This window comes from Streptomyces sp. PTL18 (genome assembly GCF_059510295.1).
Map to the genome: position 1 here is coordinate 69304 of NZ_JCAJZO010000001.1, position 21699 is coordinate 91002.

The window sequence follows — 21699 nt, forward strand, 5'->3', positions numbered from 1 at the left end:
CGCCACCGCCACGCCCGCTCCACTCCGGCCAGCGCCGTGACCGCTGCGGGTCGGCCGGGTTCTTCGAGCTCAGGGTCCCCGGCAGCTCGACCGCACCACCCTCTTGACCAGTCAGCCACCTTGACTGGAGCATGTTGCGTATCACTCACATAGTTGCGCCATGCGCATCAAGGGAGGATGTCATGTCCCCTCGACCGCAGCCCGGACGCGAGTTCGTCCTCACCCTTTCGTGCCCTGACCGGGCCGGTCTCGTCCACGCCGTGACGACCTTTCTCGTCAGCCACTCGGGCAACATCCTGGAGAGCCAGCAGTTCGACGACCGACTGCAGGACCGCTTCTTCATGCGGGTGCACTTCGACGTCACGGATCCCGTCGTCTCACCGGAGGACCTGCGTACCGGCTTCGGCCCGGTCGCCGACGCGTACCGGATCACCTGGCAGCTGCGCGACGCGTCCACTCCCACCCGCACGTTGATCATGGTGTCGAAGTTCGGCCACTGCCTGAACGATCTGCTCTTCCGCAAGTCCACGGGCGCGCTCAACATCGAGATCCCGGCGATCGTCTCCAATCACCGTGACTTCGAGTCACTGGCGCAGAACTACGGCATCCCCTTCCACCACGTCCCGGTCACACCCGAGACCAAGGCGGAGGCGGAGGCCCGGCTGCTGCGCCTCGTGGACGAACTCGACATCGACCTCGTGGTGCTCGCCCGGTACATGCAGATCCTCTCCGACGACCTGTGCAAGCAGCTCGAGGGCCGGGCCATCAACATCCACCACTCCTTCCTGCCGAGCTTCAAGGGGGCGCGGCCGTACGTGCAGGCCCACCGGCGCGGCGTCAAACTCGTCGGGGCCACGGCGCACTACGTCACGCCCGACCTCGACGAAGGCCCGATCATCGAGCAGGACGTCGTCCGCGTGAACCACTCGCACGCCCCTGACGATCTGGTCACCATGGGCCGTGACGTCGAGGCCCAGGTACTCGCCCGTGCCGTGCAGTGGCACAGCCAGTGCCGCGTACTGGTCAACGGCAACTGCACGGTCGTCTTCCGCTGAAGCGCCGAGCGGCACCGGAGCCCGCACGGCATGCGCAGCACCTCCACGGGGTTGTCCGTGGAGGTGCTGCGCATGTGCGTCGGGAAGCGCCGCCCACCCGCCTCGGCACCCCGAGAGCGGTCCCCGTAACGCGTCGGCCTCGAGGCCGCATCGTGCACCGGCACACGACGGACGCCCTTCGCAGCCGGCGGCCACCGCCCAGCACCCGGAGGGGGCCGGGGCGGCGAGGTCGCCGGTCACCTCGCGAAGGTCAGCCGGGAGGCGCTGGTTCCCGTGAAGGGCGGGTCCGTCGCACGCAGGCCTTCACTCGTATTCCACGGCCGCGTCCAGCAGCCAGTCCACCAGGTAGCCGGCGAAGGAGGAGCGCACCATCAACCAGAACCCCGCCCTGGTCTCGTCGCGGGCGACCAGGACGACCTGGGTGCGGGCCAGTGTGGTCTGGGCGCAGCGGCCGGGGCCGAAGGCGCGCGGGTGGAGGTCCAGTGAGCAGCCGTGGGACAGCAGGTCGCGGGCGCGGGGGCCGGCGACCAGGAGGGTGGTGCGCTGCGCGGAGACGTCGGTGACGGAGACGGGGTCGTCCCCGGCCGCCGAGCGGATCCGGCTCTCCAGCTCCCGCTGGGCGCCGGGCGGGCCGACCACGAGCCATTCGTCGGGGCCGAGCCACAGTGCCGTGAGGTCGCCCGCGCGCACGACCGTGTCGGATTCCAGGGGCAGTGGGAGTCCCAGGGCGAGTCCGACGGAGTCCGCCGCCGGGCTCTTGGCGTCGAGGCGGACGTTCACCTGGGTCAGGAAGGGGAGTTCGGCCAGGCGTACCGCGCCCCCGCAGGAACGCGTCGCGGCGGCCAGGCGGTCGGCGGCATGCGCGAGGGGGCTGCGCTGCCGGTCGGTCAGGGCGGTGTCAGCCATCGCGGCGGGCTCCCTCGGGGTCGTAGAGGACGGGACTGGCGACGGTGACCGGGAGCACCCGGTCGCCGACCGGCGCGTAGAGGCGTTCGCCGATGCGGTCCCGGCCGCCCTTGATCAGGGCGAGCGCGAACGTCCGGCCGAGCGCCGCGCTGCGGTAGCTGGAGGTGACGTGGCCGAGCATCGGGACGGGTGGGGCGGGCAGTTCGCTGTCGGCGACCAGGTGGGTGCCCTCGGGGAGGAGGGTGCCGGTGTCGTCCGGGAGCAGGGCGACCAGGTGCTTGCGGTCGGGGCGAACGGTGTCGGCACGGGCGTAGGAGCGCTTGCCGACGAAGTCGGGCTTCTTCTTCGACACCACCCAGCTCATGCCGAGGTCCTGCGGGGTCACCGTGCCGTCCGTGTCCTGTCCGACGATCGGGTAGCCCTTCTCCGCGCGCAGGACGTGCATGGTCTCGGTGCCGTACGGGGTGATGCCGTACGGGGCGCCTGCCTCGTGGAGGGCCTCCCACAGGGCGAGGGCGTCCCAGGGTGACACGTTGATCTCGTAGGCGAGTTCGCCGGAGAAGCTGATCCGGCACACACGCGCCTCGATGCCGGCGACGGCCGTCTCGCGCCACGCCATGAAGGGGAAGTCCTCGTTGCCGACGCCGAGTCGCGGGGCCAGTGAGCCCAGGACCTCGCGGGAGCGGGGACCGACCAGCGCGACGGTGGCCCACTGCTCGGTGACCGAGGTGCAGTGCACCCGAAGTTCGGGCCACTCGGTCTGCAGCCACTCCTCCATCCAGTCAAGGACGGCTGCCGCGTTGCCGGTCGTGGTGGTGACCAGGAAGCGGTCCCGGGCGAGCCGGATGACCGTGCCGTCGTCGAAGACCATGCCGTCCAGGCGGCACATCACGCCGTAGCGGATCATGCCGACCTTCAGGGTGCTCATCATGTTGGTGTACAGCCGGTCGAGGAAGAGCGCGGCGTCCGGGCCCTGCACGTCGATCTTCCCGAGCGTGGAGGCGTCCATGAAGGCCACCCCTTCGCGGGCGGCGCGGCACTCGCGCAGCACGGCGGTCTCCATGTCCTCGCCGTCCTGCGGGTAGTACCAGGGTCGCTTCCACTGCCCGACGTTCTCGAAGAGGGCGCCGTGCTCGACGTGCCAGCCGTGCAGGGCGGTCGTGCGGATCGGGTCGTGCAGGGCGCCGCGGTCGCGTCCCGCGAGGGCGGCGAAGGAGACGGGGGTGTAGGGCGGCCGGAAGGTGGGCAGGCCGAGCGCCGAGAGGTCCACGCCGAGCAGTTCGGCGACGACCCCGCTCGCCAGGACACCCCCTGTCCTGCCCTGGTCGTTCGCGGTGCCCGCCGTCGTGTAGCGCTTGGTGTGCTCCACCGAGCGCAGGCCCGCCCCGGTCGCCCGCGCGAGGTCGTCGACCGTGACGTCGCGCTGCAGGTCGACGAACCGGGGGGCGCCGGTGGAGGTGGGGACGGTGAACACCTGCATGGGCGGGGTGTGCGGCTGGGCGGCCACGGTCGGGAGGGCGGGTGCCTCGGCGGTACAGCCCTCCGCCTCGACCGCGCGGGCGCCGGCCGCCGCGCCCTGCGCGAGGGCGGTGGCGAGGTCGAAGGCCCCGTTGGCGCCGCCCGCAACCTCCACCGCCTGACGGCAGCTGTCGGGCACGAACGTGCCGAGCACCTCGTGGTATCGGAGCTTGCCGCCCGCCTGGCTGAACAGGTGCGCGACCGGGTTCCAGCCGCCGGAGACCAGGAGCAGATCGACGGCGAACTCCCGCTGTCCCGCGGTGCCCCCGTACGGGGCGACCGTCACGGCGGTCAGGCGGGCTGCGCCGCCGGTGCCGATGACCGCATGCCCGGCGAGCACCTCGATCCCGGCGGACCGGGCGCGCTCGGCCCACTGCCCCGGCTCGGGCCGGGTGTCGACGATCGCCGCGATGTCCACTCCCGCCGCCGCCAGGTCGAGCGCGGCGGTGTAGGCGCTGTCGTTGGTGGTGAACACGACCGCGTGCCGACCGGGCAGAACGGCGTACCGGTGCAGGTACGTGCGGGCCGAGGCGGCCAGCATCACGCCGGGGCGGTCGTTGTCGCCGAAGGCCAGCGAGCGCTCGTGGGCGCCGGTCGCAAGGACGACGCGCCGGGCGCGGATCCGCCAGACCCGCTCGCGGGAGACGTGGGCCGGTGCGTGGGCGCCGAGGTGGTTGGTACGGCGCTCGACGGCGAGGAGGTGGTTGTCGTCGTAGTACCCGAAGACGGTGGTGCGGCGCAGAACGCGTACCTCCGGGGCGGCGTCGAGGCGTGCGTGCGTGGCCTGCACCCAGTCGAGGTGCTCGCCGGTGCCGAGCAGGCTGCCTCCGGGTTCCGGCTGGTCGTCGGCGAGGATGACGCGCGCACCGCTCCTCGCTGCCGCCGCCGCGGCTGCGAGGCCTGCCGGGCCGGCGCCGACGACCAGCAGGTCGCAGTGGGCGTGTACGGCGTCGTAGCGGGCGGGGTCGGGTTCGGTGGCGAGGCGGCCCTGGCCGGGGAGGCTGCTCGCGACCAGGCCGTCGTAGAGCTCGACGGTCGTGGCGGGGAGCATGGGCTCGGGGAAGGGAGCCTCGATCTGGACGACCGCGTTGGGCTCTTCGACGCCTGCCGAGAAGATGCCGCGGGGGCGGCCCAGCTTGATGCCGGTCGCTGCCGCGATGACGCCGTTGGCGAGGAGCGCCGAGGCGAGGGTGTCGCCTCGGTAGCCCTGGTATTCGGTGCCGTCGAAGGTGAAGGAGAGGGGGGCGTCGCGGTCGATCCGGCCGCCGGTGGGATGGCGGAACGATGGGCCCGTGGCGGAGCCGCTGACGGATGCAGCGCCACCGCCGCCCCTGCCCGCCCCTTCCCCCCAGCTGTGGGCTGCGCCTCCGGACCCCCTTTCGGCCTGAACGGCCTCGTCCTCGAGCTCCCCCACAGGGGGCGCCTCCGGACGGGCCGGTCGTGCCGGACGCGGCTGAGAGGTGACCGGGCGCGGCCCCACTGTTTCCGGACGCGGCTCCCCCGCCCGGTACACCGCGAGGATCTCGTTCGTCGCCGTGTCCCGCACCGCGTTGAACCACCTGCGGCACCCCGCCGCATGGCTCCACCGCTCGGCGAACGGGCCCTTCGGGTTGGCGCGGAAGAACAGGTACCGCGCCCACTCCTCGTCGGTGAGGGCCGCGGGGTCCTCGGGGTAGGGCACGTGGGCCTGGCCGCCGTAGTGGAACTCGGCCTCGTCGCGGGGCCCGCACCACGGGCAGGGGATGAGCAGCATGGTTCGGCTCCTGTCGTGGTCCTAGTGGGCCACCGCGGCCGCGCCGTGCTCGTCGACGAGCGCGCCGGTGGTGAAACGGTCGAGCGAGAAGGGGGCGTTCAGGGGGTGGGGGGTGTCGTGGGCGATGGTGTGGGCGTACACCCAGCCGACGCCCGGAGTGGCCTTGAAGCCGCCTGTCCCCCAGCCGCAGTTGAGGTAGAGGTTGCCGACCGGGGCGAGGCCGACGATGGGTGAGGCGTCCGGGCTGACGTCGACGATGCCGCCCCAGGTGCGCAGCACGTGGGCGCGGGCGAAGACGGGGAAGAGCTCCAGGGCGGCGGACATCTGCTCCTCGATGATGTGGAACGCGCCGCGCTGGGTGTAGGAGTTGTACGCGTCGATGCCCGCGCCCATCACCAGCTCGCCCTTGTGCGCCTGGCTGACGTAGACGTGGACGGCGTTCGACATGACCACGGTGGGGTGGACCGGCTCCAGGAGTTCGGAGACCAGTGCCTGCAACGGATGGCTCTGGAGCGGGAGTTCGATGCCTGCCATGGCGGCGAGGACCGAGGTGTGACCGGCTGAGCACAGGGCCACCTTGCCGGCCGCGATCGGGCCGCGTGTGGTCCGGACGCCGACCACCCGGCCGCCGACCACGTCCAGGTCCGTGACCTCGCAGTTCTGGATGATGTCGATGCCGGCGGCGTCCGCCGAGCGGGCGAAGCCCCAGGCCACGTAGTCGTGCTTGGCGATGCCGGCGCGCGGCTGGTAGGTGCCGCCGAGGACCGGGTAGCGCACGTCGGGTGAGGTGTTGACGATGGGGCAGACCTCTTTGACCTGACCGGCGTCGAGCCACTCGGCGTCGACTCCGTTGAGACGGTTGGCCTCCACCCGGCGGACGCTGTCACGCACGTCCTGCAGGCTGTGGGCGAGGTTCAGCACGCCGCGCTGGGAGAAGAGGATCGGGTAGTCGAGCTCCTCCTCCAGCCCTTCCCACAGCTTGAGGGCGTGCTCGTAGATGCCGGCGCTCTCGTCCCACAGGTAGTTGGAGCGGATGATCGTGGTGTTGCGGGCCATGTTGCCGCCGGCGAGCCAGCCCTTCTCCAGGACCGCCACGTTGGTGATGCCGTGGTTCTTCGCCAGGTAGTGGGCGGTGGCCAGGCCGTGTCCGCCGCCGCCGACGATCACCACGTCGTACGACCGCCTGGGCTCCGGGTCGCGCCAGAGCCAGTCCGGGTGGTCGGGGAGGTCGGCGCCGGGGGTGCGGGGGCTCATCGGACGTCCTCGTCTTCCGAAAGGTGCAGGTAGAGCGGGTGCTTGGCGGCCAGCGTCCGGGTGCGGGCGCGCAGGGCGGGCAGGTCCGGATCGGGCTGGAGTGCCAGCGCGATCGCGTCGGCGACTTCGGCGAAGTCCTCCTCGGTGAAGCCACGGGTGGCGAGGGCGGGGGTGCCGATGCGCAGGCCGGAGGTGACCATGGGCGGGCGCGGGTCGAAGGGGACGGCGTTGCGGTTGACGGTGATGCCGATCTCGTGGAGGAGGTCCTCGGCCTGCCTTCCGTCGAGTTCGCAGTCGCGCAGGTCGACGAGGACGAGGTGGACGTCCGTGCCGCCGGTGAGCACCTTCACTCCGGCCGCGGCCGCGTCGGGCCGGGTGAGGCGCTCGGCGAGGATGCGGGCGCCGGCGAGCGTGCGGGCCTGGCGTTCGGCGAACTCGGGCGATGCCGCGACCTTGAAGGACACCGCTTTGGCCGCGATGACGTGCTCCAGGGGGCCGCCCTGCATACCGGGGAACACCGCCGAGTTGATCTTCTTGGCGAGGTCGGCGTCGTCGGTGAGGACGACTCCGCCGCGGGGGCCGCCGAGCGTCTTGTGCGTGGTGGTGGTGACCACGTGGGCGTGAGGGACGGGACTGGGGTGCAGCCCGGCGGCGACCAGGCCCGCGAAGTGCGCCATGTCGACCATGAGCAGGGCGCCCACCTCGTCGGCGATTCGGCGGAAGGCCGCGAAGTCCAGCTGCCTCGGGTACGCGGACCAGCCGGCGATGATCATCTTGGGGCGGTGTTGCTTGGCGAGTCGCTCCACCTCGTCCATGTCGATGAGGTGGTCGGCCTCGGAGACGTGGTACGGCACGACGTCGAGCATCTTGCCGCTGTAGTTGATCCGCATGCCGTGGGTGAGGTGGCCGCCGTGTGCGAGGTCGAGGCCGAGGACGGTGTCGCCGGGCTGGAGGAGGGCGAAGAAGACGGCGGTGTTCGCCTGGGCGCCCGAGTGCGGCTGGACGTTGGCGAAGCCCGCCCCGAACAGGGACTTGACCCGTTCGATGGCCAGGCGCTCGGTGACGTCGACGTGCTCGCAGCCGCCGTAGTAGCGGCGGCCGGGGTAGCCCTCGGCGTACTTGTTGGTCGCGACCGAGCCCTGCGCCTCCATCACGGCGGTGGGCGCGAAGTTCTCCGAGGCGATCATTTCGAGGGTGGACTGCTGGCGGTGCAGCTCGGCGCGGAGGGCGGCGTGGACCTCGGGGTCCAGCTGGGCCAGCGGGGTGTTCAGCGCGTTCATACGGGGTTCGCGTTCCTCTCGGCGGCCTCGACGACGTTGGCGAGCAGCATGGCGCGGGTCATGGGTCCCACTCCCCCGGGCATGGGGGCGACCCATCCGGCGACCTGGGCGGCCTCCGGGTGGACGTCGCCGACGAGCCCCTGCTCGGTGCGGGTGATGCCGACGTCCAGGACGGCCGCGCCGGGGCGCAGCATGTCCTTGGTGATCAGTCCGGGCGAGCCGGCCGCCGCGACGACGATGTCCGCCTCGCGCACATGCCGGGCCAGGTCCTTGGTTGCGGTGTGGCAGAGGGTGACGGTGGCGTTCTCGGAGCGGCGGGTGAGCAGCAGTCCGATCGGCCGTCCGACCGTGATGCCCCGCCCGACGACGCACACGCGCGACCCGGCGATCGGCACCTCGTGGCGGCGGAGCAGTTCGACGACGGCGCGCGGGGTGCACGGCAGCGGGGCGTCGACGCCGAGGACGAGCCGACCGAGGTTGACGGGGTGCAGTCCGTCGGCGTCCTTGGCCGGGTCCATGCGCGCGAGGACGGCGTTCGCGTCCAGGTGGCGTGGGAGCGGGAGCTGGACGATGTAGCCGGTGCAGGCCGGGTCGGCGTTGAGTTCGTCGATGACCTCCTCGACCTGCTGCTGGGTGGCGCCGGCGGGCAGTTCGCGGCGGAGGGAGGCGATGCCGGTCTGCGCGCAGTCGCGGTGCTTCCCGGCCACATAGGCGTGGCTGCCGGGGTCGTCGCCGACCAGAACGGTGCCGAGGCCCGGCTGCCGCCCGGAGGTGGCGGTCGACCTGGCCACCCGCTCGGCGAGTTCACTGCGGATGTCGGCGGCGGTCGCCTTGCCGTCGAGGATTCGTGCGGTCATCCGTGGTGCTCCTTCCGCAGGGCCGGCGCTAACCCCGAAGACGGGACATGGTCGGGTCGAACAGGGGCTCCTCGGCGACGACCGCCTCGACACGCTGGTCGAAGTAGCCGATGTGCACGGTGGTGCCGGGACCGGCGAGTTCCGCCGGGAGCCATGCGTAGGCGATGCCCCTGCCGATCGTGTAGCCGTAGGCGGCGCTGGTGACGTAGCCGACGGCGCGGTCCGCGTCGTAGACCGGCTCCTTGCCCATGACGACGGCGTGAGGGTCGTCGATGGTGAGGCAGGTCAGCCTGCGTCGTACGTCCGCCTTGCGGCGCTCGAGGGCGGCCTTGCCGATGAAGTCGCCCTTGTCGAGCTTGACGGCGAACCCGACGCCGGCCTCGTAGGGGTCGTGTTCGTAGGTCATGTCGGTGCCGAAGGAGCGGTAGCCCTTCTCCAGGCGCAGGCTGTTGAAGGCGCCGCGGCCGGCGATGACGCCGCCGAGCGGTTCGGCCGCCGCCCACAGGGTGTCCCACAGCTTCTGGCCCAGGTCGGCGGTGGTGTACAGCTCCCAGCCGAGCTCGCCGACGTACGACAGGCGCATCGCCGTCACCGGGACGCTGCCGATGTGGGCTGGTTTGGCGCGGAAGTACTTCAGGCCGTCGTTGGAGAAGTCCTCGTCGGTGAGGGGTCGCAGGACCTCGCGGGCGAGCGGGCCCCACAGACCGATGCAGCAGGTGCCGGCGGTGATGTCGCGGACCTGGACCGTGCCGTCGGCGGGGAGGTGCCGGGTGAACCAGTCGAGGTCCAGGTTGCCGTTGGCGCCGACCTGGAAGCGGTCGCGGGCCAGCCGGGCGACGGTGATGTCGCTGCGGATGCCGCCGTCGTGGTCCAGGAGCAGGGTGTACGTGACCGAACCGACCGACTTGGCGACCTTGCCGGTGACCAGCCGCTCCAGGAAGTCGGCCGCACCGGGGCCGCTCACCTCCAGGCGCTTGAGGGCCGTCATGTCGTAGAGGGCGGCGGTCTCGCGCGTGACCTGGGCCTCGGCGCCGACGATGGGCGACCAGTGGCGTGCGGCCCAGTCGTTGGGGGTGGGGATGGAGCGGCCTGCCACCAGGGAGGCGTTGGCCTCGTACCACTGGGGGCGCTCCCAGCCGTTCGCCTCCAGGAAGAACGCGCCGTGTTCCTGCTGGCGGGTGTAGAAGGGGCTGGTGCGGATCGGGCGTGGCTTCCCGGACGGCTGGAGGGGGTGGAGGATGTCGTAGACCTCGACGAAGTTCTGGCAGTCGCGGGCCAGGACGTACTCCGGGGAGAGCTGGTGCGGCTCGAAGCGGTTGACGTCGCACTCGTGCAGGTCGAAGGAGGAGCAGTAGCCGTCGACCAGCCACTCGGCGACGGCCCGGCCGACGCCCGCGGAGTGGGTGACCCACACGGCCTCGGCCACCCAGAAGCCCTTGACGTCCGGGGACTCGCCGAGCAGCGGGTACCCGTCGGTGGTGAAGGAGAACAGGCCGTTGATGCCCTCCTCGACCTTGGCCTCGCGGGTCGCGGGGAGCAGGGACCGGGTCTCGGCCCAGGCGTCCTCGAAGTCCTCCTCGGTGAACTTCAGGACCGACGGCATCTCCTCGGCGTCGTCCACGGAGAGGATGTCGTCGGCGGAGACCGGCATGGGGCGGTGACCGTAGGAGCCGATGCCGATGCCGTCGAAGCGGTCGCGGTAGTAGAGGTCGGCGTCCTGGTGGCGCAGGATCGGGCGGACCGCCTCCTCGGTCTGACCGGCGAGAGCGGGAATCGGGCCGGTCCAGGCGAGTTGGTGGGCGAGCGGGGTGAGCGGCAGGTTCATGCCGACCATGCGGGCGATCCTCGGGCCCCAGATGCCGGCACAGCACACGACGATGTCGGCGGGGATCTCGCCCTGGTCGGTCACGACGCCGGTGACACGGCCCTCGCCCTGGGTCACGTCGAGGACTTCGTGGCGTGCGAGGAAGCGTACGCCGCGCTCGGTGGCCCGGCGGATCTGCGCCTCGACGGCGAGGACGGCCTTGGCGAGGCCGTCGGTGGGGACTAGCAGTCCGCCGAGGACCTTGCCGCGGTCGACCAGCGGGTGCTGCTCGACGCACTCGTCGGGGGTCAGCAGGCGTGCCTCGATACCCCAGGCGGTGATCCAGCCGTGGCGGCGGTGGAGTTCGGTGAGGCGCTCGGCGGTGGTCGCCACCTCGAGCCCGCCGACCTGGAGGAAACAGGGCTTGCCGTCGACCTCGAGGGAGCAGAACTTCTCGACGGTGTAGCGGGCCAGCTCCGTCATGGTCTTGGAGGGGTTCGTCTGGAAGACCAGGCCCGGCGCGTGCGAGGAGGATCCCCCGGTGGCCGGGAGGGGGCCCTGGTCGACGACGGTCACCTCGGTCCAGCCGCGTGCGGAGATCTCGTCCGCCAGGGCCGCTCCCACCACGCCCGCTCCGATGATGACCACTCGGGGTCCCGCCATCGCCCAACCTCCGAACTTGAGACCGGTTCAGTTGCTTTCTACGCAACTTGATTCAGGCTGCGCAACTCAATGTGCCTGTCGTGGTGAAGGGTGTCAAGAGGTCGGTGACGTCGGAAAACAGCACGAAACACGGTCCCGGGCACGGCCCGGGAGACGGCAATGCCCGGTGGGCGGCGCGCACCTCGGCGCACCGCCCACCGGGCGTGTTCGACCCCTTGCCGGCCCTCGGCTACTTGAGCCAGGCCTCGACCTTGTCGTGGTGGGCGTCGACCCACTTCTTGGCCGCCGCGTCGTCCGACATCTTGTCCACCGCGATGTACTTGGCGACGGTGTTCTGGTCGTCGTTCGTCCAGTTGAAGTTCTTCACCAGGTTGTAGGCCGGGCTGCCCGACTTGGCGAAGCCCGCGCTGACGATCTTGTCCAGGTCGTAGACGGGATAGTCGCAGGCGACCTTGGCCGCGTCCGCGTCGCAGCCCGTCTTGTACGCCGGCAGGTTGACCTTGACCAGCGGCACCTCGGACATGAACCACTGAGGCTCGTAGAAGTAGCCGATCATCCACTGCTTGTTCTTCTCGGCGGTTCTGAACGCCTGGATGAGCGCGGTCTCGCTGCCCGCGTACACCACCTTGAAGTTGAGCTTCAGGTTCTTCACCAGTGCGGCGTCGTTGGTGACGTAGGACGGGTCGCCGTCGAGCAGCTGCCCCTTGCCGCCCGACTCGGAGGTCTTGAAGTTGTCGGCGTACTTGTTGAGGTTCTGCCAGTCGGTGATGTCCGGGTGCGCCTTGGCCAGCCACGGCGGCACGAACCAGCCGATGACGCCCTTGTTGCCGGTCTGCCCGGCCTCGACGGCGGTCTTCTGCCCGGTGATGTACTTCTTCTTCAGATCGTCGTGGCCCCAGTTCTCCAGGACGGCGTCGACCTCGCCGGTTCCGAAGCCCTGCCAGGCGATCTCCTCCTTCAGGTCCTTCTTGTTGACCGTACAGCCGAGGTTGTGCCGTGCGACGTACGCGACGACCGCCGCATCCGCCTCGTAGCCCACCCAGGGGTTGACGGCCAGGTTGAACGTGCCGCACTTGCCGCCCGAGGACTTCGAACCCGCGGAGGTGCTGTCGCCGACCTTCGCCCCTCCGCACGCCGTGAGGGTGAGGCCGAGGACGGCCAGGCCGGCCGCGCCGGCTCGCCAGTGTCTTGCCATGGTGTCGTGCTCCTTATGCCCTGGTGCGTCGCGCCGCAGCCTGAGTGATCCGGTCGAACATGACTCCGAGCAGTACGATGGCGAGTCCCGCCGCCAGCCCCTTGCCGTACAGCTCTCCTTGAGAGAATCCGGCCACGACGTCGTAGCCGAGGGCGCCGGCGCCTACCAGGCCGCCGACGACAACCATCGACAGCACGTAGATCAGCCCCTGGTTGGTCGCGAGAGTCAGGGCGCTGCGTGCCATCGGCAGCTGAACCTTGGTGATGATCTGCCAGGTGTTGCACCCGGCCGAGGTGGCCGCCTCCACGGTGGATTCGGACACGTTCCGCACACCGTCCGCGATGATCTTGATTGCGACGGGCGCCGCGTAGACGACGGCCGCGACGATCGCGGTGAAGCGGGTGGCGCCGAAGAGGGCGAGGAACGGCACGAGATAGACGAACGGCGGCATGACCTGTGCGGCGTCCAGAGTGGGCCGCACCAGCCGGTCCACGAGCAGGCTGCGGCCCATCCACACGCCGAAGACGGCACCGAGCAGCATCACCAGCACCGTGGCCACGGCGGTGGAGGCGAGCGTCGTCATGCTGTCCGACCACAGGCCCGTGCCGACGAGCAGGCCGACGCACACGACCGCCGTCGCCCCGGCGCGCCACCCGCCGAGCACCGCGCCGAGCGCGACCAGGATGACGCCGACGAGCCACCACGGGGAGTCGGTGAGCAGCGTCTGGAACGGGTTGAGCAGGCCGTTGGTGATGGCGTCCCGAAGGGCGTTGGTCAGGCCGGAGACATGGTCCTGCAGCCAGGTGGTCGTGGTGTCCGCCGCGCTCGCGATGCGGCTGCCGGTGCTGCCGCTGCCGGGGAACTCGGCCGCCCAGACGTAGGTGTGGGACAGGTAGACCAGGACGGCCGCCACGATCCCGCCCGCCGCCAGCATGGGCCGGCGCCACTTCAGGAGGCGGTCGCCCGTGCGGCGGGCCGTCTCGGTGCGTGCGGCCGCCGCCGTGGTGACCCGGTCGAGCACGATGGCCATGACGACGATGGCGAGGCCGGCGTTGAAGGCGGTGCCGACATCGAGTGACTGCAGGGCCTGGACGACGGTCTTGCCGAGGCCGGGCGCGTCGATCAGCGCGGCGATGGTCACCATGGCCAGGGCGGCCATGATGGTCTGGTTGACGCCCATGACCACGGTGCGCTTGGACATCGGCAGCAGCACCTTCAGCAGTTGCTGCGAGCGCGTCGTGCCGAGCGAGTCCGCCGCCTCGACGGTGGTCTCGGGCACGGAGCGGATGGCGTGCGCGGTGATGCGGATGGCGGGCGGTGCCGCGTAGATCACCGTGGTGATCACGGCGGAGGCCCCTCCGATGAGGAAGATCAGGGTCAGCGGGGCGAGGTAGACGAAGGTCGGCATCGTCTGCATGAAGTCCAGGAAAGGCGTCACGATCCGGTTGAACCGGTCGGAGAGCCCGGCCCACACACCGAGCGGGATGCCGATGAGCAGCGCCACGACGACGGCCGACAGGGTCAGCGCCAGGGTGTCCATGCTCTCCTGCCACAGGCCCTGCAGTCCGAAGAAGGTGAAGCCGGCCACGGCCAGCAGGGCCACCCGCCAGTTGCCCACGGCCCAGGAGAGGTAGCCGGTGAGTCCGACGACGCCGAGCCAGCCGATCTGCGGGACGGGGCGGCCGCCGGTGGGCTGGGAGATCAGGGACTGGACGAAGGTCACCAGGTTGTCGATGGCCAGCCGGATCTCGTTGAAGAAGTACAGGAAGAGCGGGTTGGAGTTGCGGTTGGCCCCGATGCTGTCGTTGAGGTCGTTCAGCCAGCGGTGCAGGCCGGTGAGGTCTGCCGCGGCGAGAGTCAGCGTCTGCCGGCCGCGCAGCACGGCGAAGAGCACCAGCCAGGCGAGCAGGATCGCCGCCACCACCATGGGACGGCCGACCTTCTTGCGTGTTGTCGCGACCGGCGCGGTCGCGTCGGCGGCGACGGCCATCACGCCCCGCCTTCCTGCCCGGCGACGACGGAGAGGATCTCCTCGTCGCCGACGATGCCGAGCAGCTTGCCGTTCTCGACGACCTTCACCGGCTTCTCGGCGGCGAGCACCGCACGGGTGGCCTCCCGCACGACGACGTCCGGGCCGAGTTCCGGGCCGTCGAGGGCGTCGTCGGGCTCGGCGGGGCGCATGATCCAGCGCAGGGTGAGGACGTCGCCGCGCGGCACGTCCTTGACGAAGTCGCGTACGTAGTCGTCGGCGGGGGCGCCGACGAGTTCGTCACCGGTGCCGCACTGGACCATCCTGCCGTCGCGCATGATGAGGATGCGGTCGCCGAGCTTGAGTGCCTCGGAGAGGTCGTGGGTGATGAACACCATGGTCTTGCCGACCTCGTGGTGCAGGCGGATGACCTCGCTCTGCATGTCGCGGCGGATCAGCGGGTCGAGCGCGGAGAACGGCTCGTCGAAGAAGAGGACATCGGGGTCGCCGGCGAGGGCGCGGGCGAGACCGACGCGCTGCTGCATACCGCCGGAGAGCTGGTCGGGGTAGGAGTTCTCGTAACCGGCGAGGCCGACGAGTTCGACGACCTCCAGGGCCCGCTTGGTGCGCTCGGCCCTGCTCATACCGCGGATCTCCAGGCCGAACGCCACGTTGTCGACGACCCTGCGGTGCGGCAGCAGACCGAAGTGCTGGAAGACCATGGAGAACTTGCTGCGCCGCAGTTCGCGCAGCCGCCCGGCGTCCGCGCCGCGGATGTCCTCGCCCTCGAAGACGACCTCACCGGCGGTGGGCTCGATCAGCCGGGTCAGACATCGCACCAGGGTGGACTTGCCGGAGCCGGACAGCCCCATGACGACGAAGACCTCGCCGGGCGACACGTCGAAGCTCACATCCCGCACGGCGGCGGTGCACCCGGTGCGGTCCATGAGCTCGCGGCGGGTCAGTCCGCACAGTTCCTCGGACTGAGGCACCTGGTCGGCCTTCGGCCCGAACACCTTCCACAGCCGGCGCACGGAGACGACCGCCGAGCGGTCCTCGGGGTCCTGGGACGTGCCGCGCCGCTGCGGCACCTCGGTCGGTGCTGTGGTCACGATCGACCTCTTTTCAGCGTTCAGCCGCGGAACCAGTGCTGCGGCCGGGGTTGGATGTTCTGCCAGACGTGCTTGGGCTCTCGGTACTCGTCCAGGCCGGTCGGCCCCAGCTCCCGGCCCACGCCCGAGCGCCCGAAGCCACCCCACTCCGCCTGCGGCACGTAGGGGTGGTAGTCGTTGATCCACACGGTGCCGTGGCGCAGCCTGCGCGCCACCCGCTGGGCCTTGCCCGCGTCCTGCGTCCAGACGGCTCCGGCGAGGCCGTACTCCGTGTCGTTGGCGATACGGACGGCGTCGTCCTCGTCGCGGAACCGCTCGACGGTGAGCACGGGCCCGAAGGACTCCTCGTGCACCACCCGCATGTCCTGCCGGCACTCGTCGAGGACGGTGGGCGGGTAGTAGAAGCCGCGGCCGAGCGCCGGGTCGTCGGGGCGTGCGCCGCCGCAGCGCAGTACGGCGCCCTCGGCGAGGCCTGCGGCGACGTACGCCTCGACCTTCTCCCGGTGCTGTGCGGAGATCAGCGGCCCGGTCTCGGCCTCGGGGTCGAAGGGGCCGCCGAGCCGGATGAGCCGGGCGCGGCGAACGAGTTCGTCGACGAAGGCGTCGTGGAGCGAGTCCTCGACGATCAGCCGGGCGCCGGCCGAGCAGACCTGCCCGGAGTGAAGGAAGACGGCGGTGAGCGCGAAGTCCACCGCGGCCTCGAAGTCGGCGTCGGCGAAGACGACGTTGGGGTTCTTCCCGCCGAGTTCCAGCGCGACCTTCTTCACCGTCGCGGCGGCGGTGGCCATGATGCGCCGCCCGGTCTCCAGCCCTCCGGTGAAGGACACCATGTCGACGGCCGGGTGCTCGGACAGCGGCGCGCCCACCTCGGCTCCGGCGCCCAGCACCAGGTTCGCCGCACCCGCCGGGAGCCCGGCCTCCTCGAGCGCCTTCATCAGCAGGATCGAGGTGGAGGGCGTGAGCTCGCTGGGCTTGAGGACGACGGTGTTGCCCGCGAGCAGGGCCGGGGCGACCTTCCACGAGGCCTGCAGCAGCGGGTAGTTCCAGGGGGTGATCAGTCCGCAGACGCCGACGGGCTCGTAGGTGACCCGGCTGAGCGCGTCGTCGCGGCCGGTGTCCACCACCCGGCCGGCGCTGGTGCCGGCGATGCCGCCGTAGTAGCGGAAGCAGGAGACGACGTCGGCGAGGTCGTACTCGCTCTCCACCAGGCGTTTGCCGGTGTCCAGCGACTCGGCTCGGGCGAACTCCTTGGCGTCGCGCTCGAGGATGTCGGCCGTGCGCAGCAGCAGCGCGCCGCGCTCACGCTCTGGGGTATGAGGCCAGGGGCCGTCGTCGAAGGCGTGCCGGGCCGCGGCGATCGCCGCCTCGGTGTCGGGGCGGGTCGCCTCGGAGACCGTCGCCACGGGCGTGCCGTCCGCCGGACAGCGGATCTCCCGGTGGCCGCCGGCCACCGGAGCGCGCCATTCCCCGTCCACGTACAGATCTGCCACGCCCGCGCCCTCCGAACCGGAATCGTTGCGCATTGTGCACTGAATTGCTTGTGGTGGAACACCCTGGCCGAATGCACGGACGCACGTCAAGAGGTGGGCGCATCCCGATTCGGCCACCGGAGCGGCACCCCATCGCGCGGGTCGACCCCCAGCCGGTCCAGCGCCGCACGGCGCCAGCGCTCCGTCTCGGCGATCTGGTTGAAGGTGAAGACGTGCACACCGGCCACTCCCGCGGACGGCCGGGTGAGCCCCTCCGCGCCACGGGCGAGCAGCCTCTCGGGGGCATATCCACCGGGCGCCGCCAACCGCAGGAACCAGGAGGCGTGCCGGGCGAGAAAACGCGTCGACTCCCCCACTCCGATCTTCGCCGCCATGGACAGCAGCTTCGCACGCTGCACGGGACCGGCGACCCCCACGTACACGGGCAGCACCACGCCACGGCGTCGTATCCGGGCGATCCAGTCGCCGAGCACCCGCGGATCGAAGCACAGGTTGCTCACGATGTACGTGGCGTGCGCCCGCTTGTCCCACATCGCCTGGATGGTGATGTCGTCGTGCAGGAGCGGATGGCTCTCCGGGTAGCCGGTGATGCCCAGGTCCGCGAAGGGGCCGCCCAGTTCGTTCAGCCTGCGCAGCACCGGCAGTGCTCCCTCGTACGGCCCGGCCGGCGGATCGGCGTCACCCGCCGGGACGAAGAGGTCGTCGACTCCCGCCGCCCGCAGCCGCTCGGCGACGTCCTTCAGGTGCGCATCGTCCCGCAGCAGCCGTGCGGGCACGTGCGGGACGACACGGTACCCCTGCGCCGTGAGCCGTTCGGTGAGTCCGAGCGTCGGCTCCAGGCCCTTGACCGGCGACGCCGTGACCGTGACCACGATGTCGCGCGGAACATGGGCGAGGACCTTCTCCTCGGTCGCCTTCGCCGGCAGCACCTCGTAGCGGACGCGGCCGAGCAGCGCCCGCAGGGCCTCGGCGCCCACGGCCTACCCGGCCTGCTTCTGGGCGTCGCGGTGACGGTAGTAGACGGCCTTGGACGGGGGCAGCGGCTCCTTGCCGAGAATGAGGTCGGCCGCCTTCTCGGCGATCATCATCACCGGGGCGTAGATGTTGCCGTTGGTGACGTACGGCATCACGGACGCGTCCACCACCCGCAGCCCTTCCAACCCGTGCACCCTCATGCTCAGCGGGTCGACGACGGACATCTCGTCGGTGCCCATCTTGCAGGTGCACGAGGGGTGCAGGGCGGTCTCCCCCTCCTCGGCGACCCAGGCGAGGATCTCCTCGTCCGTCTCGACCGAGGGTCCGGGCGAGATCTCGCCGCCGTTGTAGGGGGCGAGCGCCGGCTGGTCGAGGATCTTGCGGGCGACACGGATCGCCTCGACCCACTCCCGGCGGTCCTGCTCGGTGGAGAGGTAGTTGAAGCGCAGCGCGGGCTTCTCCCGCGGGTCACTGCTCTTGATCTTGACCGATCCGACGGCGTCGGAGTACATGGGCCCCACATGCACCTGGTACCCGTGCCCGCCGGCCGGCGAGGAGCCGTCGTAGCGGACCGCGACCGGCAGGAAGTGGAACATGAGGTTGGGATAGTCGACGTCCTCGTTGCTGCGCGCGAAGCCGCCCGCCTCGAAGTGGTTGGTGGCCGCGGGCCCCTTCCGGAACAGCCACTGCAGCCCGATGAAGGGGGCGCGCCACTTCGCCATGTACGGCTGCATGGAGACGGGCTGCCTGCAGGCGTACTGGACGTACACCTCCAGGTGGTCCTGCATGTTCTCGCCGACACCCGGCAGGTCGTGGACGACGTCGACGCCGAGGGCGGACAGCTCTGCGGCGTTGCCGACGCCGGACAGCTGCAGCAGCTGCGGGGAGTTGATCGCGCCGCCGCACAGGACGACCTCACGGGCCCGGACCCGCTGGGGCGCTCCACGTCCCTGCCGGAACTCGACGCCGACGGCGCGCTTGCCCTCGAAGAGGACCCGGGTGACGAGAGCGCGGGTCCTGACGGTCAGGTTGGGCCGCTTCCGCACGGGCTTGAGGTACGCCTTCGACGCCGACAGACGGCGCCCGCGATGGACATTGCGGTCGAACTTGGCGAAACCCTCCTGCCGGTAGCCGTTGACATCGTCCGTGGGCGCGTATCCGGCCTGCCGGGTGGCCTCCAGGAAGGCGGTGAAGAGCGGGTTGGCGGCCGGACCGCGTTCCAGGACGAGCGGGCCGTCATGGCCGCGGAACTCGTCGTCCGGGTCGGCCGCGAGGCAGTTCTCCATCCGGCGGAAGTACGGCAGGCAGTGGGCGTAGTCCCAGGTCTCCATCCCGGGCTCGGCCGCCCAGCGCTCGTAGTCCATCGGGTTGCCACGCTGGAAGATCATGCCGTTGATGCTGCTGGAACCGCCGAGCACCTTGCCGCGGGCGTGGTAGATGCGCCTGCCGCCCATGTGGGGCTCGGGCTCGGATTCGTACTTCCAGTCGTAGAAACGGCTGCCGATGGGATAGGTCAGCGCCGCGGGCATGTGGATGAACACGTCCCAGGGGTAGTCGGAGCGGCCCGCCTCCAGTACGAGTACCCGGTTTCCGGGGTCGACCGAGAGCCGGTTCGCAAGTGCGCTGCCGGCTGACCCACCGCCGACGATGACGAAGTCGTAGTGCAAGGACGCCATGGTGCCTCGTCTCCCGCTCGCGCCGTCGATACGCGAGGCATGCTAGTACGGGTATCGCTATACGCACCAGGTTGCGAAGAACGCAACTTGCAAGGATTTCGTTTCGATCGGGTTACTTGCAATGGCGTTGTTTACTGCGCGTATAGTTCCGCTATGAGCAACTACAGTCCGGATTCCGAAACGAACGGCTCATCGTCGGGCGGCGTGCAGTCCGTCGACCGCGCCATCAGCGTCCTGGAGATCCTGGCCCAGCGCGGCGAGGCGGGCGTGAGCGAGGTGGCCGCCGAGATCGATGTCCACAAGTCCACCGCGTTCCGCCTGCTCGGCGCCCTGGAGGCGCGCGGCCTGGTGGAACAGTCGGGCGAGCGCGGCAAGTACCGACTCGGCTTCGGCATCGTACGCCTGGCGGGTGCCGTGACGGGACGCCTCGACATCACGCAGCAGGGCCGTCCGGTCTGCGAGCGCCTCGCGGAGGAGATCGGCGAGACGGTCAACATCGCGGTCATGCAGGAGCACTACGCGATCAACCTCTACCAGGTGCGCGGCCCGGGCGCCGTCGTCGCGCACAACTGGGTCGGGGAGCTGACCCCGCTGCACGCCACCTCCAGCGGCAAGATCATGATGGCCCACCTGCCCGCCGGGGAGCGTGCCGCGCTGCTGGCGGAGGCCGGTCTGAAGAAGCTGACCCCGCACACGCTCTCCTCGAAGGCGAAGCTGGAGAAGAACCTCGCCGAGGCCCGGCAGCGCGGTTACGCCTGGACGCTGGAGGAGTTGGAGCTCGGGCTGCACGCCATGGCCGCACCGATCCGTGACCGGGAAGGCCGGGTCATCGCATCGATCAGCGCCTCCGGGCCCTCCTACCGGTTCACCGAGGAGCGTATGCACGAACTGGCTCCGGTGCTGGTCAAGGGCGCGGAGGAGATCAGCCACCGCATGGGGTACCTGGGCTGAGCGCGGACAGCACGACCGCCGTACGGCCCGCGCTCGCCCCCCGCGCGGGCCACGGGCCCCTCTCCCCGCCCTCACTCGGGCTGACGCGTGCCGAGACGCTCGTGCACCCAGTCGTGGAACGCACCGATGTGGTGCTCGCTGGGCACGAGCACACCGCCCTTGGCGTACAGCCGTGAACCCATCCCCGGCTGGGTGCGCTCGCAGGCGTCGAAGTCCTGGCGGTTGACCCGGTCGAAGAGCTCCACGGACCGGCTGACGTCCTTGCCGCTCTCCACGACGTGCGGGAGGTAGAGCCAGTCGCACTCGACGATCGTGCGGTCGACGGCGACCGGGTACATGCGGTGGAAGATCACATGGTCGGGGACGAGGTTGATGAAGACCTGCGGTTTGACGGTGATCGCGTAGTACCGGCGGTCCTGCTCCTCGGACACCCCCGGTATGCGGTCCAGGCCCTCGGAGCCGTCGACGGTGAAGCCCTGGATCTCCTCCCCGAACTCGGCGCCGTGGCCCACGTAGTACTGGGCGGCGTAGCCGTCGGCGAACTCCGGAAGCACCTCGGTGAGTTCGGGGTGGATCGTGGCGCAGTGGTAGCACTCCATGAAGTTCTCGATGATGAGCTTCCAGTTCGCCTTGACGTCGTAGACGATCCGCCTGCCCACCGATAGGTCGGCGATGTCGTAACGCTCGATCGACTCCACGTCGCCGAGGCGTTCGACCACCGCCCCGATGACCTCCTCCTCGAAGGAGGGCGGGTTCTCCGCCAGGCACACCCAGACGTAGCCGAGCCATTCACGGACGGCCACGCTCACCAGTCCGTACTCGGTACGGCCGACGTCGGGCATCTTGGTGAGGTTGGGTGCCGCCACCAGCTTGCCGTCGAGGTCGTAGGTCCACGCGTGGTACGGGCACTGGAAGGCGCGCTTGACCTCCCCCGTCTCGTCGGTGCACAGCTTGGCCCCGCGGTGCCGGCAGACGTTGAAATAGGCGCGGAGGGAGTGGTCCCGGGCCCGGGTGACGAGGATGCTCTCGCGGCCCACGTCGACGGTGCGGAACGCGCCGGGCTTCGGCAGGTCCGCGGCGCGGGCGACGCAGAACCACATCGTCTCGAAGATGAGTTCCTGTTCCTGGGCGAAGATCCCGGGGTCCGTGTAGGCGGAGCCGGGAAGGGTGGCGATCAGGCTGTCCGGCAGGCTTGTCGAGGTCACGGGCACTCCTCGGAGAACGTCGTGGGTCGGTAGGTC

The 21699-nt window shown here is 70.5% G+C and carries 15 protein-coding genes; 2 read left to right on the plus strand and 13 right to left on the minus strand.

From position 1 onward, the window contains the following. Positions 1-182: 182 nt before the first annotated feature. A complete protein-coding gene (purU, locus tag AC5WS8_RS00400) occupies positions 183-1055 on the plus strand; it encodes a formyltetrahydrofolate deformylase (protein ID WP_496101197.1) in 873 nt (290 codons plus the stop codon). A gap of 303 nt (positions 1056-1358) precedes the next feature. Here purU and AC5WS8_RS00405 read toward each other — a convergent pair whose 3' ends face one another. The 12 genes from AC5WS8_RS00405 to betA form a co-directional block, all read right to left on the minus strand. Next, a complete protein-coding gene (locus tag AC5WS8_RS00405) occupies positions 1359-1961 on the minus strand; it encodes a sarcosine oxidase subunit gamma (protein ID WP_496101198.1) in 603 nt (200 codons plus the stop codon). After that, positions 1954-5232, minus strand: coding sequence for a sarcosine oxidase subunit delta family protein (locus AC5WS8_RS00410; RefSeq protein ID WP_496101199.1), 3279 nt, complete (start codon positions 5230-5232; stop codon positions 1954-1956). Before AC5WS8_RS00410 ends, AC5WS8_RS00405 begins: the two co-directional genes overlap by 8 nt. Before the next feature lie 21 nt (positions 5233-5253). Further along, positions 5254-6486 carry a sarcosine oxidase subunit beta family protein gene (locus tag AC5WS8_RS00415; protein WP_496101200.1) on the minus strand — a complete coding sequence of 411 codons (1233 nt, stop codon included), beginning with the start codon at positions 6484-6486 and terminating at the stop codon, positions 5254-5256. Then, positions 6483-7766 carry a serine hydroxymethyltransferase gene (gene glyA, locus AC5WS8_RS00420; RefSeq protein ID WP_496101201.1) on the minus strand — a complete coding sequence of 428 codons (1284 nt, stop codon included), beginning with the start codon at positions 7764-7766 and terminating at the stop codon, positions 6483-6485. The genes AC5WS8_RS00415 and glyA overlap by 4 nt, the downstream gene beginning before the upstream one ends. Beyond that, positions 7763-8623, minus strand: a complete 861-nt coding sequence (locus tag AC5WS8_RS00425; protein WP_496101202.1) for a bifunctional methylenetetrahydrofolate dehydrogenase/methenyltetrahydrofolate cyclohydrolase — start codon at positions 8621-8623, stop codon at positions 7763-7765. Before AC5WS8_RS00425 ends, glyA begins: the two co-directional genes overlap by 4 nt. Positions 8624-8651: 28 nt before the next feature. Next, entirely contained in the window at positions 8652-11090 is a 2439-nt protein-coding gene (locus AC5WS8_RS00430) for a GcvT family protein (protein WP_496101203.1), read from the minus strand. 229 nt (positions 11091-11319) lie between these two features. Then, on the minus strand, positions 11320-12285 hold the full coding sequence (locus AC5WS8_RS00435; RefSeq protein ID WP_496101204.1) for an ABC transporter substrate-binding protein: 966 nt from the start codon (positions 12283-12285) through the stop codon (positions 11320-11322). A 13-nt stretch (positions 12286-12298) separates the two neighbouring features. Further along, on the minus strand, positions 12299-14275 hold the full coding sequence (locus AC5WS8_RS00440) for an ABC transporter permease (RefSeq protein ID WP_496101205.1): 1977 nt from the start codon (positions 14273-14275) through the stop codon (positions 12299-12301). Beyond that, positions 14275-15366: a quaternary amine ABC transporter ATP-binding protein gene (locus tag AC5WS8_RS00445; RefSeq protein ID WP_496101206.1), complete on the minus strand. Its 1092-nt coding sequence runs from the start codon at positions 15364-15366 to the stop codon at positions 14275-14277. Before AC5WS8_RS00445 ends, AC5WS8_RS00440 begins: the two co-directional genes overlap by 1 nt. A gap of 20 nt (positions 15367-15386) precedes the next feature. Further along, entirely contained in the window at positions 15387-16856 is a 1470-nt protein-coding gene (locus tag AC5WS8_RS00450) for an aldehyde dehydrogenase family protein (RefSeq protein ID WP_496101207.1), read from the minus strand. An 86-nt stretch (positions 16857-16942) separates the two neighbouring features. Then, positions 16943-17833: a methylenetetrahydrofolate reductase gene (locus AC5WS8_RS00455; RefSeq protein WP_496101208.1), complete on the minus strand. Its 891-nt coding sequence runs from the start codon at positions 17831-17833 to the stop codon at positions 16943-16945. Between the two features lie 3 nt (positions 17834-17836). Further along, on the minus strand, positions 17837-19507 hold the full coding sequence (gene betA, locus AC5WS8_RS00460; RefSeq protein WP_496101209.1) for a choline dehydrogenase: 1671 nt from the start codon (positions 19505-19507) through the stop codon (positions 17837-17839). A 153-nt stretch (positions 19508-19660) separates the two neighbouring features. On the opposite strand from betA, the gene AC5WS8_RS00465 reads away from it, so the two are divergent. Next, positions 19661-20458 carry an IclR family transcriptional regulator gene (locus AC5WS8_RS00465; protein WP_496101210.1) on the plus strand — a complete coding sequence of 266 codons (798 nt, stop codon included), beginning with the start codon at positions 19661-19663 and terminating at the stop codon, positions 20456-20458. A gap of 71 nt (positions 20459-20529) precedes the next feature. Here the strand turns inward: AC5WS8_RS00465 and AC5WS8_RS00470 are convergent, their stop codons facing one another. After that, on the minus strand, positions 20530-21663 hold the full coding sequence (locus AC5WS8_RS00470; RefSeq protein ID WP_496101211.1) for an aromatic ring-hydroxylating oxygenase subunit alpha: 1134 nt from the start codon (positions 21661-21663) through the stop codon (positions 20530-20532). Between the last annotated feature and the right edge of the window lie 36 nt (positions 21664-21699).

What these genes read in the sequence shown, in the direction of transcription:
- purU (WP_496101197.1), top strand. Translation starts at nt 183, where the DNA reads ATGTCCCCTCGACCGCAGCCCGGACGCGAGTTCGTCCTCACCCTTTCG.
- AC5WS8_RS00405 (WP_496101198.1), bottom strand. Translation starts at nt 1,961, where the DNA reads ATGGCTGACACCGCCCTGACCGACCGGCAGCGCAGCCCCCTCGCGCAT.
- AC5WS8_RS00410 (WP_496101199.1), bottom strand. Translation starts at nt 5,232, where the DNA reads ATGCTGCTCATCCCCTGCCCGTGGTGCGGGCCCCGCGACGAGGCCGAG.
- AC5WS8_RS00415 (WP_496101200.1), bottom strand. Translation starts at nt 6,486, where the DNA reads ATGAGCCCCCGCACCCCCGGCGCCGACCTCCCCGACCACCCGGACTGG.
- glyA (WP_496101201.1), bottom strand. Translation starts at nt 7,766, where the DNA reads ATGAACGCGCTGAACACCCCGCTGGCCCAGCTGGACCCCGAGGTCCAC.
- AC5WS8_RS00425 (WP_496101202.1), bottom strand. Translation starts at nt 8,623, where the DNA reads ATGACCGCACGAATCCTCGACGGCAAGGCGACCGCCGCCGACATCCGC.
- AC5WS8_RS00430 (WP_496101203.1), bottom strand. Translation starts at nt 11,090, where the DNA reads ATGGCGGGACCCCGAGTGGTCATCATCGGAGCGGGCGTGGTGGGAGCG.
- AC5WS8_RS00435 (WP_496101204.1), bottom strand. Translation starts at nt 12,285, where the DNA reads ATGGCAAGACACTGGCGAGCCGGCGCGGCCGGCCTGGCCGTCCTCGGC.
- AC5WS8_RS00440 (WP_496101205.1), bottom strand. Translation starts at nt 14,275, where the DNA reads ATGGCCGTCGCCGCCGACGCGACCGCGCCGGTCGCGACAACACGCAAG.
- betA (WP_496101209.1), bottom strand. Translation starts at nt 19,507, where the DNA reads ATGGCGTCCTTGCACTACGACTTCGTCATCGTCGGCGGTGGGTCAGCC.
- AC5WS8_RS00465 (WP_496101210.1), top strand. Translation starts at nt 19,661, where the DNA reads ATGAGCAACTACAGTCCGGATTCCGAAACGAACGGCTCATCGTCGGGC.